Source organism: Mucilaginibacter sp. OK268 (genome assembly GCF_900103125.1).
Classification (GTDB): Bacteria; Bacteroidota; Bacteroidia; order Sphingobacteriales; family Sphingobacteriaceae; genus Mucilaginibacter.
Genome location: NZ_FNJV01000012.1, coordinates 97,623 through 116,264, shown reverse-complemented (window position 1 = coordinate 116,264; position 18,642 = coordinate 97,623). Strand labels below are relative to the sequence as shown.

The 18,642-nt window shown below is 41.8% G+C and carries 12 protein-coding genes and 1 tRNA gene; 7 read left to right on the top strand and 6 right to left on the bottom strand.

Going from position 1 to position 18,642, the window contains the following annotated elements; genetic code table 11:
• Positions 1-235: 235 nt before the first annotated feature.
• Together BLR84_RS27110 and BLR84_RS27105 are read left to right on the top strand one after the other, a co-directional pair.
• Positions 236-3,547: a SusC/RagA family TonB-linked outer membrane protein gene (locus tag BLR84_RS27110; RefSeq protein WP_090473394.1), complete on the top strand. Its 3,312-nt coding sequence runs from the start codon at positions 236-238 to the stop codon at positions 3,545-3,547.
• 5 nt (positions 3,548-3,552) lie between these two features.
• The gene (locus BLR84_RS27105; protein ID WP_090473393.1) at positions 3,553-4,977 is read left to right on the top strand and encodes a SusD/RagB family nutrient-binding outer membrane lipoprotein; all 1,425 of its coding nucleotides are present in this window, start codon (positions 3,553-3,555) and stop codon (positions 4,975-4,977) included.
• 82 nt (positions 4,978-5,059) lie between these two features.
• On the opposite strand, the gene BLR84_RS27100 is transcribed toward BLR84_RS27105, so the two are convergent.
• The 3 genes from BLR84_RS27100 to BLR84_RS27090 all read right to left on the bottom strand — a co-directional run bounded on the left by BLR84_RS27100 (position 5,060) and on the right by BLR84_RS27090 (position 7,127).
• The gene (locus BLR84_RS27100; RefSeq protein ID WP_090473392.1) at positions 5,060-5,467 is read right to left on the bottom strand and encodes a DoxX family protein; all 408 of its coding nucleotides are present in this window, start codon (positions 5,465-5,467) and stop codon (positions 5,060-5,062) included.
• A gap of 336 nt (positions 5,468-5,803) precedes the next feature.
• Positions 5,804-6,064 carry a hypothetical protein gene (locus BLR84_RS27095; protein WP_090473391.1) on the bottom strand — a complete coding sequence of 87 codons (261 nt, stop codon included), beginning with the start codon at positions 6,062-6,064 and terminating at the stop codon, positions 5,804-5,806.
• A gap of 136 nt (positions 6,065-6,200) precedes the next feature.
• Positions 6,201-7,127, bottom strand: a complete 927-nt coding sequence (locus BLR84_RS27090; protein ID WP_090473390.1) for a S66 peptidase family protein — start codon at positions 7,125-7,127, stop codon at positions 6,201-6,203.
• Positions 7,128-7,860: 733 nt separating this feature from the next.
• Between BLR84_RS27090 and metG the strand changes: the two genes are divergently transcribed.
• The 4 genes from metG (at position 7,861) to BLR84_RS27065 (ending at position 11,871) form a co-directional block, all read left to right on the top strand.
• A complete protein-coding gene (gene metG / locus BLR84_RS27080) occupies positions 7,861-9,933 on the top strand; it encodes a methionine--tRNA ligase (RefSeq protein ID WP_090473388.1) in 2,073 nt (690 codons plus the stop codon).
• Positions 9,934-10,075: 142 nt separating this feature from the next.
• Positions 10,076-10,147, top strand: a tRNA-Arg gene (locus BLR84_RS27075).
• 270 nt (positions 10,148-10,417) lie between these two features.
• Positions 10,418-11,005, top strand: a complete 588-nt coding sequence (locus BLR84_RS27070) for a Crp/Fnr family transcriptional regulator (protein WP_090473387.1) — start codon at positions 10,418-10,420, stop codon at positions 11,003-11,005.
• A gap of 107 nt (positions 11,006-11,112) precedes the next feature.
• Positions 11,113-11,871, top strand: coding sequence for an SDR family NAD(P)-dependent oxidoreductase (locus BLR84_RS27065; RefSeq protein ID WP_090473476.1), 759 nt, complete (start codon positions 11,113-11,115; stop codon positions 11,869-11,871).
• Positions 11,872-12,105: 234 nt separating this feature from the next.
• On the opposite strand, the gene BLR84_RS27060 is transcribed toward BLR84_RS27065, so the two are convergent.
• Complete coding sequence (locus BLR84_RS27060; RefSeq protein ID WP_090473386.1) at positions 12,106-13,476, bottom strand: glycosyltransferase family 39 protein; 1,371 nt, start codon at positions 13,474-13,476, stop codon at positions 12,106-12,108.
• 294 nt (positions 13,477-13,770) lie between these two features.
• Here BLR84_RS27060 and BLR84_RS27055 point away from each other — a divergent pair, with 294 nt between their 5' ends.
• Positions 13,771-14,811 (top strand): methyltransferase, encoded by a 1,041-nt coding sequence (locus BLR84_RS27055; protein ID WP_090473385.1) that lies wholly within the window; start codon positions 13,771-13,773, stop codon positions 14,809-14,811.
• Between the two features lie 126 nt (positions 14,812-14,937).
• Here the strand turns inward: BLR84_RS27055 and BLR84_RS27050 are convergent, their stop codons facing one another.
• A complete protein-coding gene (locus tag BLR84_RS27050; protein WP_176852168.1) occupies positions 14,938-17,568 on the bottom strand; it encodes a DUF5686 family protein in 2,631 nt (876 codons plus the stop codon).
• A gap of 400 nt (positions 17,569-17,968) precedes the next feature.
• Positions 17,969-18,424, bottom strand: a complete 456-nt coding sequence (locus tag BLR84_RS27045; protein WP_090473383.1) for a hypothetical protein — start codon at positions 18,422-18,424, stop codon at positions 17,969-17,971.
• Between the last annotated feature and the right edge of the window lie 218 nt (positions 18,425-18,642).

Sequence of the window (18,642 nt, the reverse complement as noted above, 5' to 3'; positions counted from 1 at the left end):
GAGGCTGGTCACCGTCAATATTGCCCACAAAACATCTTAAATAAAATATATATCAGGTAGACATTATAGATAATATATGCAATAAATAGAAGCTAATAATTTGAAAAATAATCGATATTGTATAATATTTTACGTAATATAGGCCCGGCTTTATGTTATAATTCTGCAAAATATATTATAATATAAGCGAGATAATTCATTGAGTATTAACTATTAACAGATCTTATCACAAAAAATGAAAAAACTTCTACTAGTAAGTTTGTGTTTCCTGCTGTTATCAATTACACAAACATTTGCACAAAATCGTGCAGTTACCGGTACGGTTACAGGCCTGGAAGACGGCCTGCCTATCCCGGGAGTAACCATCAGGGTTAAAGGAACAACAACCGGTACCCAAACCAGTGTCAACGGAAAATACACGTTAAGTGTTCCGGAGGGTTCAACACTAATCATTAGCTTTATTGGCTATGCATCACAAGAAGTACAGGTAAGGGGCCCTGTTGTAAACGTACGGCTTGCCATGTCGAGCAAGCAACTTGGCGAAGTTGTTGTAACCGGCGCTTTAGGCTTAAACAGAACCCGTAACCAACAGGCCTATGCGGCCCAGCAGGTTGGCGGCGATGAAGTTAGCAAACAACGTAGCGGAAACTTTGTAAGCGGCCTTTCAGGCAAAGTTGCTGGTTTAGAGATCAGGCAAAACAACGCGTTAGGGGGGTCAACCAACGTGGTTTTAAGGGGTACAAAATCATTATTAGGTAATAACCAGGCATTATTTGTTGTTGATGGTGTACCGATGAATAATGGTGGCCCAGGTTCGGGGAACGCCGGAACCAACAATGCTGGTGCTAATACCGGAACAAATGCGGGTACTGTTGAATCGGGCAGGGGCGGTTATGATTACGGATCGCCAATTGCTGATATTAACCCCGATGATATTGAGTCTATTACCACACTTAAAGGTGCTGCAGGTAGCGCATTGTATGGTTCCATCGGCGCCAATGGTGTAATCATGATCACTACAAAAAAACCAGGCAAGGGTTTGGGTATTACCTTTAATAGCAGTGTTGGTATTGGCTCGGTTGATAAATCAACACTGCCAACTTATCAGCATGAGTATGGTGCTGGTTATGGCCCTATTTATAATGATAAAACCGGCATTGACCCAAGCGGCTATTTCCTGATAAGGGATATTAATGGCGACGGCAAGAATGACCTGGTTACTCCTTTACAGGAAGATGCATCTTATGGTCATAAATTTGATCCAAACCTGATGGTTTATCAATGGGATGCTTTTGCCCCGTCTTCTCCAAACTATGGAAAAGCAACACCATGGGTGGCAGGAGCAAATGATCCGCTTTCTTTCTTTGTTCACCCGGTAACCAATAACCAAAGTTTATTTATTACCAATGGCGGCGAAAACGGTACTTTTAAATTAGGTTATACCCGTAATAACCAAACCGGCTTTTTGCCAAATAGTAATGAATTGCGTAATAGCGTTGATTTTGCAAGTACTTATAAAATTACCAGCAAATTAACCGCAGGCGCAAGCGTTAATTACACCAGGACCGATGGTATTGGCCGTTATGGCAGCGGTTACCAGGCCGAAAACGTTGTGCGCAACTTTAGGCAATGGTGGCAAATGAATACTGATGTCAAGGAATTAAAGGACCAGTACTTTGCATCGGGCGGTAAAAACGTAACCTGGAACTGGGCAAGCCCAACCAATCTGGTTCCTATTTACCAGGATAACCCATATTGGACCCGTTATCAAAATTATGAAACAGACAGGCGTCACCACTATTTTGGTAATGTGAATTTGAATTACAGGGTTAACGACTGGTTGAATTTATTGGGTCGTGTAACGGTTGATAATTACACCATGTTACAGGAAGAAAGACGTGCTTTTGGTTCAGTAGGTGTATCTTCTTATACCAGGAGGAATATCAATTTCAACGAAACCAATTTAGATTTCCTGGCAACGGTTGATAAAAACATCAACAACGATTTGAATTTTAAAGGTTTGGCTGGTGTTAACATTCGCAAAAACCAGTATGAGTTAATTTCAGCAGTAACTAACGGCGGTTTAATCATTCCTAATGTTTATGCTTTAGCGAATTCTAAAAACGCGCCGGCTGCCCCTACCGAAAACGATATCAGGCAAGAGGTAGATGGTTTATTTGCAGGTGCTACATTTACCTGGAAAAAAATGCTGGTTTTAGACGCAACATTACGTCGTGACGTTAACTCAGCTTTGCCATCATACAGCAATAAGTATTACTATCCATCGGTTAACTTAGGCTTTACTTTCTCTGAACTGCTTAAACAATACAGCTGGTTATCATATGGTAAAGTAAGGGTTAACTATGCCGAAGTAGGTAATGGCGGGCAACCTCAAAACACCAAAAACTTCTATTCATTTGGTACGCCGTTTGGTTCAAACCCTCAATCTTTTATTGGGCTTACTCAAAATAATGCGGCTTTAAAGCCAGAGCGTACAAAATCAAAAGAAGCTGGTTTAGAGATGCAGTTTTTTAACAGCCGTTTAGGTTTTGATTTTACTTATTATGATGCCAAAACAGTTGATGGGTTGTTACCTGTTGCCTTATCAACAGCTACCGGTTATAACGCAACATACATTAACTCCGGCACTTTACGCAACCGGGGTGTTGAAGTTGTATTAAACGGTACGCCTGTAAGCAGTAAGCTGGTAACCTGGAAGTTAGGGGTTAACTTTACCAAGAACAGCAATAAGGTTTTGGCGCTATATACCGATCCATCAGGTCAGCAATCAACAAATCTTTTGCTGTCATCTTTCCAGGGTGGGGTATCGCTTAATGCCGCATTGGGTCGTCCATATGGTGATATACGTGGTACTGCTTTTACAGATATCAACGGAAATCCTTATACCAAGAAGGACGATGGCCGTGTTGTTGACGCTACCGGATACTACAAACAATCGCCAAGCACCAGCACAATAGGTAATATTAATCCCGACTGGATAGGTGGTATTACCAACTCTGTGCGTGTTAAAGATTTTACTTTAACCTTCCTGATCGATATACGTAAAGGCGGCAGTGTATTCTCGTTAGATACTTATTATGGCATGGATACGGGTTTATATCCCGAAACAGTTGGTAACAACGATCTGGGTAATCCATCAAGAAACACACTTGCTGCCGGCGGTGGTGTAATTGTACCGGGTATTACTGCAAGTGGCGCTAAGAACACTGTTCGGGTTCGTAATGATGCTACCGGTTTGTATGGTTATGAGCATAACCCTGCAGCTAATTTTGTTTATGATGCAGGCTATGTGAAACTGCGCGAAGCGGCATTGTCTTACGCATTCCCGCAAACTTTAGTGTCAAAATGGGGGGCCATTAAGGGTGTTGATCTGGCAGTAAGCGGCAGGAACTTATGGATCATCCACAAGAATGTTCCATATTCTGATCCCGAAGAAACCTTAGGTGCCGGTAACCTGCAGGGTTATCAAAGCGGTGCTTTCCCAACTGTAAGAATGTTTACCCTAAACTTAAAAGTAAGATTTTAACCAATATGAAAAAATATATATGGGCATTGCTTCCGCTTGTTATGCTGGGAGCGTGCAAAAAAGATTTTGAAAACCTCAATACTAACCCTAAACTTTTCCCTACGGTACCTGCGCCAACCTTAATTACACAGGCCGAGCGGGTGCTTTCAAATACCGTTACATCAGCCAACGTAAACAATAACGTTTTCAGATTGGTGGAACAGCAATGGCAGGAGACTACTTATAATGACGAAAGTTTGTATAATTTTGACACGCGTAACATCAATAGACAGATGTGGAATTTCCTGTTTCGTGATGTTTTAAACAATTTAAAGTTAGCTAAAGACATCATTCCAAACGACCCCACTATAGTAGGCGACGCTGTAAAAAAGAATGATTTAGCTATTGCAGATCTGTTACAGGTATATGGTTTTTATTACCTGGTTAGCACCTTTGGTGATGTCCCTTATTCACAGGCTTTTGATTCTGCAAACAACTTTCCAAAATACGATGATGCAGCAACAATTTATAAAGACCTGCTGAAGCGTGTAGACGCTGATATAGCAGCGCTAACAGTTGCAAGCGCAAGTTATGGTACTGCCGACATCATTTATGGAGGAAGTGTGGCTAAATGGAAAAAGTTTGCCTACTCACTGAAATTGAAAATGGGTATGACCATTGCTGATTACGACGCAGCTTTGGCTAAAACAACAGTTCAGGATGCAGTAACAGGGGGGGTATTTACCGCAAATACAGATAATGCTACATTAGTATACCAGGCAGCAACACCAAACACGAATCCTATTTGGGTTGACCTGGTACAAAGCGGCAGGTTTGATTTTGTGGCCTGCAGCACTTTAGCCAATCAGTTGAATAATAATAATGGTCTTATTGACCCCCGTGCATCAAAATATTTTAAAGCATTGGATGCAGGTGGCAAGGTTTTGGGAGCCGATCCTGGTGTAAAAGCAAATTATGATAGCTTTTCGCATGCTGGTGATATTATGATTGCAGCTACAGCCCCTGGTTTGCTGCTTGATTACGCAGAGATTGCATTTTATCAGGCCGAAGCCGTTGCAAAAGGCTTTATTGCCGGTGATGCAAGTACTTATTATGCAAAAGGTGTTCAGGCTTCATTTGATTATTGGACTGCCGGAGATGCTACTGCTTTTATTGCTGCTAACCCGTACAGTACCAATAACCTGGCTATCCAAAAATGGGTTGCTAATTATAACCGTGGCTGGGATGCATGGATTGAAACCCGCAGGCTGGATTTTCCGGTACTTTATAAACCTGCAACGGGTGCCTTTAGCGACTTCCCGGTTCGTTTCAAATATCCGGTTGATGAGGCTAACGTAAACCCTGCTAATTATAAAGCAGCATCAGCGGCAATTGGCGGCGATGTGGTAACAACCAGGCTGTTTTTTGATAAAAATGTTATGCCTAAATAATTAGCCGTAACACTTAAATAATAAAAAAGGGATTTGCTATTATGGCAAATCCCTTTTTTATTGCAGATCAAAATCGAACGACTTATTTCTTATCCACACTGTATTTGCCCGGACCAACAAATAAAAGGCCTGCAAATATCAGGGCATCTTCAATGGCATGAATAGCTCCCTTAAATCCCTCGCCCTCGCCTAAATGAGTGGCTGCGGCTACAATAAGCGTCAATATCATCAATATACATACCGGGCGAAAGGCAAAGCCTATCAGGAGCAGAAAGCCGCCAAAAGCCTCGGTGGCCGCTGCCAGGAATCCCCATACTACCGGCCAAAAATGTATGCCGATGTGCCTGGTAGAATGGCCAAGCTCTCTCCAGCCGCTTACGCCGCCCATCAGCATAGGATAGCCATAAAAAATAAAGGTAATGCCCAGACCCAGGCGGATGACCAGAAGGCCCAAATTTTTGTAATTGCTTAAGTTGCTCAGTACTGCCATAATTTATAATGGTGAAAGTGTTAATATGGTTGAATTTTGGTTTTAATATATAAAAATTCCTTTCAGAAAGGAAAAATCAAACATGACGAATAAATAATGTACCCAAGGAGGGCTGTCACCCTGAGCTCCGTCGAAGGGTTGAGCAGAGGCCTGACCACCATTAAAAGCCCTGGCCCCGTGCGATTCCTTCCCTCGGGAAGGGGAGGAAGGGGTTTCTGCATCAATGTAGGTTTGTGGGAGATGTATATTATAGAAAAAAGAAAAGTCATGCTGGGCGTGTTTCAGCACCTCACCAACAAATGCCGGAGTGTGTTAATTATTCTAAAATGCTGATTTTTAAGATTTCTTTGCAATCCAAATCAGTATGATCCACACTATATTAATCGATATAGCAACCATCGCAATAACACTAAGGGGGAATAAAAGGGCCATTAATTTATCGCTCCCGGTAATAAACACCAGTACAAGCAATAACATGATGATTAACAACTGCATCATTGATATAAAAACAAGGCGAAATGATACACCTAGTTTTTTGTAGAGCAATAATAGATAAGGGCCACCAATCGCTATTAATAGCCAAAGTGTTATTTCCATTCCTGTAATTTTTTATGTACCCTGGTGCTTTTTGTGTTATGGAGTTTTCAATACTTGTAAATATCCAAAACCAATCTATATTCATCATTCGATATTGGAAATCCGGTGTTCGATATTAAAAAAACGTTCTCCTGATTCAACTAAACCGCAAACTTACTTCTTGCCCTTGTACAGATAGCTGCGCTTCTTTGCCGAATATTAAACTGCAATTATCGGGGATGTGCCCGGCCGGGAAATCAAAACATACGGGATAATCATACTCCTGTACAATGTCCATGATAATTTCCGGTACGGTTTGGCCAAAGGGGATATCGTTATCCTTCATGTCCGTAAAGCCGCCTACTACCAGGCCCGCGAGTTGGGCAAATTTGCCCGCCCGTTTCAGGCTGCGCAGCATACGATCGACAGAATAAAGATATTCGCCCACATCTTCTATAAATAATATTTTGCCGCCATAGTCGATATCAGATACCGAGCCGGATACGGCTAGCAGTAGGGATAAATTACCGCCCACCAATATTCCTGAGCCTTCGCCGCTGCGGTTTAAAGCGTGGGCGTGGTAGTTATAACTTAAAGCTTCGCCAAACAGGGCCATGCGGAGTGTATCCAGGGAATGTTTGGACGCATCGGGAATATTAACCGGCATTTGCCCGTGGATGGTTTGAGCCCCGTAGTTGGCAAAAAGATGGGTATGCAACACGGTAATATCGCTGAAGCCGATGAGCCATTTGGGGTTTTGAGCAAAACGGCTAAAATCAACCTTATCAATCATCCGGATGGTGCCATAGCCGCCACGCGCCGCTATAATGGCTTTGATGGTATCATCGTCAATAAAGCGCTGCAAGTCATGGGCGCGCAGGTCGTCATCCCCCGCAAACTGGTGGTAGGAGGCGGTCACAGTATCGCCCAAAACTACTTCCAATCCCCATGATAGTAATAAGGCTACGGCATCATCCATAGGCCTGGGCAGCTTTTTAGCCGGGCAGGTGATCGCTATCTTATCACCCTTTTTTAAATAGGGTGGAAGGAGGCCGGAAGAAGCGGTATTGGCTGGTTTATCCATAAGCAATTATAGTAAAAGTTTTCTTTGCTTGTTGCGGGGCTGGTAGAAATCAAAGCCGCGGAGCCGACTCATCCTACCCTCACCAAGTACAGTTTCCTATATGTCATTGCGAGAAGGAACGACGAAGCAATCTCGTCGAGTTCAATATACAAGCGAGGAGATTGCCACGCTGCGCTCGCAATGACATGGTTTTATTTGCAATTTCACCCCCTCTTTGCGCCACAGGCGAAGAGGATGGCGAGCGAAGCAACGCCAGGATGAGTTGGTTCTGCGCAATCCAACCCGCATCCCTCTTGCACAAGCCAATCATTTTTCGTATCTTTAAGTAAACCAACCCAACGGCCCTGATTGCTTGAAAAGTGCAATCGGGGCCGTTTGCATAAAGGGACAAAAAGGATAAAAATCTGATCTTTTTGTATATAGTTATTTGAATTTCAGATATTTAATACTTTTTAAACTTTTAAAAACTCATCAAAAAATTGTTAAAAAGTGTTAAAATGGGTGGTTTTGAATAAGTTTTAAGCAGTTTTTGATGTGTTTTTGCCCCGATTTTGAGCCGAAAAGTGTTAAAATTAAGGTTTAAAAAGTTTTGGGTTGTTTGAATTTCATAATCGGGCCGATGAGGTAATCCTCAAAGTTTGATAAAAGATTTTAGGACAAAGAAATCCGCAGCTCCGGACTTTCCGACTTAAATGAATTATCTTTGCCGCTTATTTACATTGCCGCATATTTCATGTCACAACTCAACAAATACAAACGATTCACTATAACATCCGCCTTGCCTTATGCTAATGGTCCGCTGCATATTGGTCACCTGGCCGGGGCATATATCCCGGGCGATATTTTTGTACGCCATTTAAGGCTCAAAAAAAAGGATGTAGTATACGTTTGCGGGTCTGACGAGCATGGCGCCGCCATTACCATCAAGGCTAAAAAGGAAGGCACTACGCCACAGGCTATTATAGATAAATACCATCAGCAGATAAAAGATAGTTTTGAGCAGTTTGGGATAGCTTTTGACATTTATCATCGTACCTCATCGCCTATACATCATGAGCTGTCGCAGGAGTTTTTCCTGAACCTGTATGAAAAAGATGAGTTTATTGAAAAAGTAAGCGAGCAGTATTACGACGAGGATTTTGACCAGTTTTTGGCCGATAGATATATTATAGGTACCTGCCCTAATTGCCATAATGAGAATGCCTACGGCGATCAGTGCGAAAAATGCGGTACCTCACTAAGTCCAACCGACCTGATCAACCCGGTATCAACCCTGAGCGGAAAACCGCCGGTTTTAAAACCAACCAAACACTGGTACCTGCCACTGGATAAATATCAGCCCTGGCTGGAGCAGTGGATAGATACTAAAGAGGGTAGCTGGAAGGTAAATGTATTTGGCCAATGCAAATCATGGCTTAAACAGGGTCTGCAACCGCGCTCCATGACCCGAGATCTGGACTGGGGTATCGACGTGCCGCTGGCAGATGCCAAAGGCAAAAAGCTTTACGTTTGGATGGATGCGCCTATCGGCTACATATCGGCTACCAAACAATGGGCTATTGATAACAACAAAGACTGGAAATTATACTGGAAAAAGCAGGCTGATGAGCAGGATAATGCCTGTTTGATCCATTTTATAGGTAAGGATAATATTGTGTTCCATTGTATCACCTTCCCATCCATACTGCATGCGCACGGCGAATATATTTTACCGCAAAATGTGCCTGCCAACGAGTTCCTGAACCTGGAAGGGGATAAGCTATCCACCTCGCGCAACCATGCCGTTTGGCTGCACGAATACCTGGAAGAGCTGCCAAACAAGCAGGACGAATTGCGCTACGTGCTAACCTCGATATTACCCGAAACCAGCGACAGTGAGTTTACCTGGAAAGATTACCAGGCACGTATCAATAACGAACTGGTGGCCATATTAGGCAACTTTGTGAACCGGGTAATGATACTGATGCACAAGTTTTACGAGGGTAAGGTAGAAGCCACAACCGACCGCATTGAACTAACCGACACTGTGCTGAATGCCGAGTTGGGTGGATATTATGACGAGATAGAGAAGAACCTGGAGGCTTACCGCTATCGCCAGGCCCTGCAGGCCGTGATGGATATAGCACGCCTGGGTAACCGTTACCTGACCGAAAAAGAGCCCTGGAAAACCATTAAAACAGATCCTGAAGGGGCTAAGCAGGCCCTGCACAATTGCTTGCTGCTGATAGGGCATCTGGCAACCTGCGCGCAGCCATTTTTGCCAACCACCGCTAAAAAGATCCTCGGTATGCTGAACTGGCCAAATGAGGTGATCCATTATGATCAGGAGGTCTATTTTAACAACGGGCACCAGTTAAACCCTCCGGCCTTGTTATTTGAAAAGATAGAGGATGAGGTAATAACATATCAACTGGACAAACTACAGGCAAAAAAGGATGCCGCCGCGCCGCCAAAATCGGTAGAGGTACAGCCGGCTAAAGAAAGCGTTAGTTACGAAACATTTGCCACCATGGATATCCGCACAGGTACCATACAGGCAGCTGAAAAGATAGCTAAAACCAAAAAGCTGCTCAAGCTGACCATTGATACTGGCATTGATGTGCGTACCGTAGTGTCGGGCATTGCCGAATATTATGAACCCGAAGCTATTATTGGCCAAAGGGTGAGTATACTGGTAAACCTGGAGCCACGCGAAATAAAAGGTATCTTTTCGCAGGGCATGATCCTGATGGCCGAGGATAGTGAAGGCAAGCTCAGCTTTGTATTGCCTGCAGATGATTTTCATAACGGATCTGTTATCAGGTAGATAGATGTGCAGATGTACAAGTTTCAAATGTACAGATGCATAAATAAGCTATAAGCAAATTTTGTGTATAGGGGTGTGATTTTTCAATGAAAAATTGCACCTTTGCAAACTGTTTACGGATTTGCATCCGATAAACTATAACGGTCCCGTAGTTCAACGGATAGAATAGGAGTTTCCTAAACTCTAGATATGAGTTCGATTCTCGTCGGGACCACTTCACGGGAAAGGAGCGACAACCTCGCATCTTTCCCGTTTATATTTCCCGTAACTCATTGTTAATGTGACTTATTAGACAAGCGGATTCGTTCAGTCTTGTAGTTCGATATTTTTTCTCCTAGACAAAAATCACAGTTTAATTATACGTTTCTATCAAATTCCTGTTTCTTCAAGAGCAGAGATTTTTATTACTTCAAATAACCTACTAAAGAGATTAGTCTTTTATCGGGCAGCTTGATTAAATTGTGAATGATTATATATTTGTACAATGTCCAATTTTGAAGCGTTTTTCGATTACATTCAAAAAATATCCGGCAAAGTGCTTTCAGAGGATGATAAGCATTTATTGACAGCACATTTCAAACCCAAAAAACTTCGGAAACGGCAATATTTTTTACAGGAAGGAGATGTATGCAAATATATCGGGTTTATAGTAAAAGGGTCCGCCAGGACGTTTACAGTAGATGAAAAAGGGCATGAACATATTCTGAAATTATCTTTGGAAAACTGGTGGCTGGCCGATTTTGAAAGCTTTTACCTCTTAACGCCAAGCCGCTTTAATATTGAAGCGCTGGAGGACCTGGAGATACTGCAATCAACAAATGCTCAAATTGAGGAATTTCTTAAGCTTATACCTGCCTTTTCAGCGATGGCAAACGTGATCAGTCAAAATTACACCATTGCAAACCAGAAAAGAATGCAGGCCGCAATGAGCTATTCGGCGGAGGAGCGTTACGAGGATCTGGTCAATAACTATCCACAATTTCTACAGCGGTTCCCGCAAAACATGATCGCTTCATATCTGGGTTTATCTCCGGAAACTTTGAGCAGGCTAAAGAAAAACTCTTTTAAATAGTGCTAACCAATATAATGATTTAGGTCATTACCTTGAGTTGACCTATGTCAAGCCTATTTAATGATTCAGGTCAAAAGCCAGTTTATTACAGCAACGCATCTTTGTATATGAAAAAATTAGAAAACAAAGTAGCGGTAGTAACCGGTGCATCAAAAGGAATAGGTGCATCTATCGCCAAACACTTTGCTGCAGAAGGCGTAAAGGTTGTAATAAATTATGCTTCTAGCAAAGAAGGCGCAGACAAAGTGGTGAAAGCCATAACCGATAATGGCGGCACAGCCATTGCAGTACAGGCCGATGTATCGAACGAAGCCGATGTGATCAGGTTGTTTAAAGAAACTGAGAATGCTTTCGGAACGTTGGACATTTTAGTAAATAATGCAGTATCTCAAGGATATGCGCCTATTGAACAGATTTCGATAGAAGATTTCCACCAGAGTTTCAACGTCAATGTGTTAGGATCTATATTGACTATCCAGTCAGCTCTGAAACTTTTCGGCAATAAGGGCGGGAACATTATCAATATCAGTTCAGGTGCAAGCAAATATCCTCTTCAAAATGCCTCGTTGTACTCCGCAACAAAAGCGGCACTAGATGCTTTCACAATTGCTTTATCTAAGGAGTTGGGTGTAAAAAACGTTCGTATCAATTCCATTTTGCCGGGCGCTACAGAAACAGAAGGTGCAACCAGTGCAGGCGTCACTGCCGGAAGTGAGTATGAAAAAATGTTTGTGGAGAAAACACCGCTTGGCCGCAGAGGCCAGCCAGCAGATATTGCGAAAGCTGTAGTATTTCTTGCTTCCGATGATGCAGCATGGATCACGGGAGAGCAAATTTCCGTTTCGGGTGGTATGTATGGTTTTTAAATTCATAAAATCGAAAAAATGAAAGATAAAGGGACGGAACTATTGGTTGAGGGTGGTTTCACCAAAACGCAAAAAATCATTCAGCCTATGGTCGGTGTTATCACCGTACCATATTGTCCCTCCAAACCCACCGCACAATCCCAATCGCCCATAAAAGAATTCGAGTTTTGTTTCTAAAGACCACTTAGAACGCTCTTTTCAAGTAAGAAAAGAGCGTTTTTTCGTAAACCGGACTTAGATCGTTACCGGGTAGCTTTTTAATTTATCCCTATCTATTGCGAAGCTAATTTTATCGATATACGAAAACAAAAGAATGACCAGCGCCGGCATAGCGGGTAAAATTAGGCGGGGATATTCGGAATATCCGCCGATAATAGCTACTGCCACCTGTGCAAAAATTAGCAGCCACAGTAACAGGCTAAACCAGGGTATTTGTTTCTTTTTGAACCATCCGGTAATCATCATCACTAAGGTAACCACGATAAAAATATAGAGGAGATTAAACGTCACACAAAATAATAGGTACTCGATATTATTCACCCGAAAGGCCAGATAACTGAATTTATGTTCGGCGTAATCGGTGAATATATTGAGTGTTTGTAAATCGATTAGTTTGCCACCGATAGAAAGAGCAAAAGCAGCAGGCTGATTTTTTATACACGTCACGATGAACTGATGCACCCGCTCGGGTTCAAATTTCAGCATCACATTCTCGCCCTTCGCGGGCTTCCCTGTGGTTTTTTGCTGCAGGTCAAGATTCGCTTTTATGGCTGCGGTAATTTCGGGGTCATTACCATATTGATAAATATTAGCGATGACGATGACCGCCATTTCGTTGTTATTACTTACAACAGAAATACCGTTAAAATTGTGGTTCTTTTGGTTTAGATGAGCATAACCTATTATTAACAATATAACAACTACCGAAGCAGCCAGCCCGGAAAGGCACATTTTCCAGTCTTTGCGGAAGAAAAGTAACCTCGAAATCCAAAACACAACGATCAAGGGTAATAAATAAACAAATGATGGCCGCAGCATGATGCAAACAAAAGCAAACAAGGTGAACGCCCATGCCCTGCTGCTGCCTGGCCGTTGCAGGTATTTAACCCCCATATAGATAACCAGCAGGCTACAGTTGATTGAAAGAGACTCGGTGAGTACCAGCTTATCAAAATTGATGACGGGTAGCAGTACCCCATATAATAATGTTGCAGCAAATGCTACACCGCTTTGCTTGAAACAAATCTTCACCACATTATAAAACAAGATGATTGCGAGATATGAAATAATGATTTGTGCCACAACCACATGATCCATCAAATTTTGCTCACCAAACAGCTTCAGCAGTTTAATAAAATACGGGTACACCGGCGTACGCAGACCATCCGTTTCGCCTTTTAAAATATTAATGGGGTAGTTAATATAAGTTGCTGTATCAACTGCAGGAGTGGTTAATAAAACCGAATAATAAATTGCCCGCACAATACCACTGACAAGTAAAATCAAAAACAATGGGGCAGTAATAATTTTTACCAGGGTATTGTTCCACTTTCCCTTTTGGGCAAAGGCGTTCAGCTTTAAATGTAGGTCGGTTTTTAGGCTCATCTTTTACTAATGGGTGACATTAGTTGTATTCGTAACCGCAGAGCAAAAGGTTGCTTTGAAGTTCAGGAAGACACCAGTAATGACCATGATTAATTATTAGCCTTTTTGCGTCAGAAGGAAACTATAGAGGGGTGATTCGAAGTAATGTAGGGTGAATCAGCCGTTTATCAAAAACTCTTTTATTCTTATATCAAATTAAATCGCTGTATTTTTAGATAACCTAATTTTTACTAGCCTCTGGTAAAGCTTTCCGGAAGGCAAACCAATTTATTAAAACTGATAATTATTAAAAAAATGGAACAACAACCTAACCAACCATCACCCGAAAACATTATGAAAATTGGCACCGGCTTTTGGGCCTCAAAAATTCTTTTAACTGCAGTGAATTTTCAATTATTCACCAGGCTTGCCGAAAAGAAAACGATGAAGGCCAAAGATGTCAAAGACATGTTTGAGCTTAAATGCACAGACAGAAATGTTTATGATTTTTTAGATGCCTTAACCGTGTTTGGTTTTTTAAAGCGGGAGGGCATTTTGGATACAGCTATTTATTCAAACACCGTGGATACAGATACATTCTTAGATAAAAACAAACCATCATATATTGGAGGGATCCTTGAAATGATGAACAATCGTTTATATGGATTTTGGGGTAACCTGGGCGAGGGACTGCTTACCGGGCTTCCGCAAAACGAAGCGAAAAGGAGCGAGGATTTTTTCGGTTTGATATACCAGGACCCTGAAAAATTAAAAGAATTTACCAATGCAATGAGTGGTATCCAAATGGGTAATTTTATGGCTTTTGCCCAAAAATTTGATTTTACAAAGCATAAAACGCTGATTGATGTAGGCGGTTCGGCAGGGTTGCTTTCATTGATGGTTGCAAAGCACAATCCTCATATGCATTGTACAAGTTTTGACCTGCCGCCGGTTGAGCCTATTGCAAATGCTACCATACAGCAATTCGGGCTAACAGATCGGGTAAAAGCGGCTAGTGGCGACTTCTTTACTATGCCAATACCCCATGCGGATATTGTTGTAATGGGAAATATCCTGCATGATTGGAACGAAGAAAATAAAATATCATTAATGCGAAAAGCCTATGACGCAATCCCTGTGGGTGGGGCATTTGTAGCTATTGAAGGCATAATAGATGATGAGAGAAAACAAAACGTTTTTGGTATGATGATGAGTTTGAATATGCTTATTGAAACAGGAACAGGATTTGATTACACATTTGCCGACTTTAATAGGTGGGCAAATATTGTCGGGTTTAAGTCAACCTCACTCCTTCCCTTAGCAGGGCCATCAAGCGCGGCAATAGCATACAAATAAAATCGCGTTAGTCTAAGAACTTCGCTTTAAGTCAAAAGCCTTCGGATGAAAGTCAGAAGGCTTTTTGCTGGATTGATTTTCTGATTAAACGGTACGGTGATAATACCGACCACGAGATGAAAGAGTTTAAAGATGGGGACTAAAGCTAAGTTTAACACCGTATGGCGAAACCGCTGGATGATCAAGGTAATTGAACCTTTTGATCACATCTATTCTTATAAATTTGAAAATATTTCCGATACCGGCACCTCCTTCCATATACGGTGTATCGCCTAACGGAAAGGTGCCGTTTGATCCGTTTGAAGCTACCGGGAATTGATACAGGTCTTTTGAAAATAAGGGGTTGTTTTCGTTCCGTAAACCACCATATAATACTTTAAAGGATAGATATTCTCTCCATTTCAAATGCCGGATCAACGGTATCTTGTTAAGGATAAATCCATTAAAGCTGTGTGTAATGTTAAGGCCAGCATAGTGATCGCTAACAAATTCCAGGTAGTTCATCCTGTTGTACGCATCGGGGTCATAGGCGATGGATTGGTTGGCCCGCAAAATGCTCAATAACGGAAATGGCACTTTTCCTGTTGTAACACTCCCTAATAAGGTAATATCCGAGTAGCCTAACTGCGAAAGGTAAAAGCGTTTGTAAATATTGGCGGTAATATTGTTATAGGTATAGGAGCCGTTAAGTACATCTTTAAACGCGTGACTCAGCTGCAGGTTCAGGATGGGGTACCGGCTATGAATGGTATGCCGTACCTGCGTACCCTGTATTATTTGCTCATGCGGCGCATATCTCAGGTTCAGCTCAACCTCGCTGGTAGTTAAGTCATGTATAAGATGATTATCAGCGTTATTTGACCTGAACTCCAGGGTGCCTGCCGGTTGCTGGTTCCAGTTTCTGAGCGCAATGTTAAAGGAAAAATGATTTTCAAAATCCCTTACGTAAGCAACCGTATAAGTTTTGTTATATAACCAGTAGTCTGTTTTTCCTGTACTAAAGGATGTAAGCGCGGCCTGCTCCGGAATAACGGTTTGGCTTTGCCCCGGAAGGTCGGCATCGTAGCGGTAGCTTACCTTAAAATAGTTGCTGGGGTACCGGAATGGAGATACCTTGTTTAAAGAAAAATAGGTGTTAAGGTTATATTTTACCTGTTTATCCCTAAAGCCATAAGCGATATGATCTTCCAGATAAATGGTCTTGTTAAACTGGGGTGTTGTTCTTCCGCCTACCTGGAGCCGGGGGCCTTCCTGTGAGTCATAAGAGAAAGTAGATCCAAGGGGCCCCAACTGCACCGGCCCGAAATTGCCATAGCCGCCGGTAAGTACCGAAGCTATCCAGGTGGTTCTTTTAAACGAGGGCATATTCTCCAGCCGGGTAACATGCGCGTATACCGTAGCCTGCTGACGGGTCAATGTATCCGGGCGATGCCTGGCCCAATAACCGGTGTCGGTTTGGTTGGAATTTGCAGCAACCTGCTCACTTTTCCCATCATAAAAGGTATCAGGCTGCGGTGTATTTAATTTATAATTAGAAAATACGGCGGTGCGTTCACCCAATACCGCCATCCCTTTATCCTTCAAAATGCCAAAATCAGCCTTAACATTACTTTTTATCAGGAAATAACGACCCGAGTCCTGCTTAAAATCCTGCTGGACCCTGAGGCTGCGCATAAAATTGACATTGATCTCTTTATTTACATTCAGTTCGCAGGATTTAACGGCATAATTCCCATCCATCGTAACATATAACTTGCCTTCAAACAAAAGGTCGCCCTTGTTGCGTGGGGTAAAACTGATCTCTATTAATTTTTCGGTGCTTGTTTTAACGGTATCGGTGATAAAAAACTTATAGAAATCTGGTGCGTGATTGGAGATCGGGCTCAGGAACTGGTGATTGACAATAAAGATGTTATTGGAATAGATATCGATATTATTACCGTAAAGACGATTAAGATAAATATCGAGCCCCGCAGTGTCGATAAATTTAAGGATGTTGGTTTGTTTTTGAGCGTTAAGGACCTGGATAGACTTTGATGGGTCTTTGCGATAATAGTTCTGAAACATTTTTTCGCTAAAAAAAACAGGTAGCGAAGTTTGCGTACGTCCGTTTATTTTGGAGCTTGTATCCAGCATAAACTTGTACTTGCTGAAAAAGCGCCCGTTCAGGAATTTATTGGAAAGGTTGAAAACGGAAAGCCCGATACGCTCATACAGATCGTACTGCAGGTAGGTTGAGCTTTGCATCCGGTTCCTTTCTTTGTGATCAATAACCTGTTGAATAAGTTCAACCGCTGGATTGCCTTTATTACGGTATCGGCTTTTTTTGCCCGATGTTATTTTGACTTCTTTTAGCTGGTTTTCGGCGTACCTGAGTTTAACAGATACGTTATTGATCTGCCCTGGATTAATTTTCCTGCTTTCCGGCATATACCCCATAGATGAAAAGGATACCTGGTTAAAAGAGCCGGGAGCGCTTAATAAGTAATTACCCTGATTATCGGAGCTTGTGCCGTAAGAACTGCCGGTAAAACTGATACGGATAAATGGAAGTGGAGCCCCGGATAATGCATCGGTAATACGCCCGCTTACCTGTGTCACCCCGGTATTATTGGGTTGCTGTGCTGCTACGCTTAGCGAAATGAAAATAAAGTATAAAAAACTTAGTCTCTTAAATTTGTAAACGCTTTGCGACGGGATTATCGCCCAAATGGCCGAAGCCAATCGTGTACGTGGGTTCCAAAAAACAAATGCCAACTGAATAAATAATTTATTAATAAAAAATAAAATGGGTATTTATACAGTCATTCAATGATGTTAGGGCGTTTAAATTTTAGCTCTAATTTAGGGTTTTAATCTGTATTTAGCCTTATGCTTTAACATATTTAACAAATTGCACTGTTTCAATCGGGTTCTGTCGCGCAGGTTTTAATGCGAAAAAGAGCCCGGAGTTGATCGAGTAAGAATTACCAAAAAAGCTTTTGACGGAAAGCAGGAGGCTTTTTTATTGGATATCTTTTTAAGTGCTGCGGTGAAAACACCGACCGCGTGCTGAATCATTTTTAGTTTGGGTTCTTTCTAATTAAGTAATGATGCGGTGATAACACCGACCACAAACTGAATATTAAGTATAGTTAATAAAATGGGTTTCTATTTATTAATCAAAATCATACTCAACATTTGAAAAGATGCCTTTATATTTTCCGGTTATCATTTGCATTTCAAGAGGATAACTACAAATTCCCGATTGGGTTAACGTTTCTCGTATTGCTACAGGCAACCCTGGGTCTATCCTGATGATATCCCGGTTAAACTCTTTCAATTTATGAACATAGTATCTGAGTTTATTGGCATAAGCGCTTTTAACAAATATGTGCGTACTGTTAGTCTGCATATCATATCTTATTGCATCTCTAACTATCATTCGTATTTTCCAGTGAGAGCCATAATAGTCCGCTCCCGGGTCCATAAAGCCAACTAAGTATCCAACGGGTGTACTTATACTTCCCCCGGAATTATTCCTGACAACGAAAAACAACTCTCCAATGAATTCCGAATTGGATTTAGCTATCCAATGAATCGAGTAGTTTAAAATATTGGTGATGTCTTTCATCGTATATGTTCGATGGCTTATGGGATTTCTAAATACACTTAAAACTATAAATTATTCTCTAAACTGATCGCACAATCCCAATTACCCCAGAAAATTCAGCCTATGGCCGGTGTTATCACCGCACCATCTCCCGTCTCTGTTTTAACTAAAAAATTTTAGCTAACAGAAAGCGGTCGAAACAGTTACTTTTGCGGTATAGATGGATTTCGGCAGGAAAT

Bases quoted from the DNA above. Each gene is read 5' to 3' on its own strand.
- BLR84_RS27110 (WP_090473394.1), top strand. From the start codon at position 236: ATGAAAAAACTTCTACTAGTAAGTTTGTGTTTCCTGCTGTTATCAATT.
- BLR84_RS27105 (WP_090473393.1), top strand. From the start codon at position 3,553: ATGAAAAAATATATATGGGCATTGCTTCCGCTTGTTATGCTGGGAGCG.
- BLR84_RS27100 (WP_090473392.1), bottom strand. From the start codon at position 5,467: ATGGCAGTACTGAGCAACTTAAGCAATTACAAAAATTTGGGCCTTCTG.
- BLR84_RS27095 (WP_090473391.1), bottom strand. From the start codon at position 6,064: ATGGAAATAACACTTTGGCTATTAATAGCGATTGGTGGCCCTTATCTA.
- BLR84_RS27090 (WP_090473390.1), bottom strand. From the start codon at position 7,127: ATGGATAAACCAGCCAATACCGCTTCTTCCGGCCTCCTTCCACCCTAT.
- metG (WP_090473388.1), top strand. From the start codon at position 7,861: ATGTCACAACTCAACAAATACAAACGATTCACTATAACATCCGCCTTG.
- BLR84_RS27070 (WP_090473387.1), top strand. From the start codon at position 10,418: ATGTCCAATTTTGAAGCGTTTTTCGATTACATTCAAAAAATATCCGGC.
- BLR84_RS27065 (WP_090473476.1), top strand. From the start codon at position 11,113: ATGAAAAAATTAGAAAACAAAGTAGCGGTAGTAACCGGTGCATCAAAA.
- BLR84_RS27060 (WP_090473386.1), bottom strand. From the start codon at position 13,476: ATGAGCCTAAAAACCGACCTACATTTAAAGCTGAACGCCTTTGCCCAA.
- BLR84_RS27055 (WP_090473385.1), top strand. From the start codon at position 13,771: ATGGAACAACAACCTAACCAACCATCACCCGAAAACATTATGAAAATT.
- BLR84_RS27045 (WP_090473383.1), bottom strand. From the start codon at position 18,424: ATGAAAGACATCACCAATATTTTAAACTACTCGATTCATTGGATAGCT.